The organism is Bacillus sp. SIMBA_005, from assembly GCF_046535585.1.
Classification (GTDB): domain Bacteria; phylum Bacillota; class Bacilli; order Bacillales; family Bacillaceae; genus Bacillus; species Bacillus pumilus.
This window is the reverse complement of the sequence record NZ_JAWRWI010001028.1, coordinates 1-242: the sequence shown is the minus strand read 5'-3', so window position 1 is coordinate 242 and position 242 is coordinate 1. Positions and strand designations below refer to the sequence as shown.

The following is a 242-nucleotide window of genomic DNA, read 5'->3' as shown; positions in this document are numbered from 1 at the left end:
CCGTGAAATGGTATTACAGGGGCAAGAGGTCTATCTTGTCCCTGTGCTTAATGATTGCGCTCTTGTAAATCAGTGCTTTACTACAGAACCATGGGTGCATGCCTTAGTCTGCTGGACATGCAACGATAAAAAAGACGATTTATTGTTTGCTAAAAATCCACGCAAATATCAATTTCCGGTAATTTATGATGGGGAAGAAATTTACTTAGAGGCATTGGCGACCAATGTTTTGACTCTTGAAC

At 40.5% G+C, this 242-nt stretch carries 1 protein-coding gene; it reads left to right on the top strand.

The features are described from left to right. A partial coding sequence (locus SB660_RS23230) for a hypothetical protein (RefSeq protein ID WP_410584909.1) occupies positions 1-242 on the top strand: 242 nt, incomplete at both ends.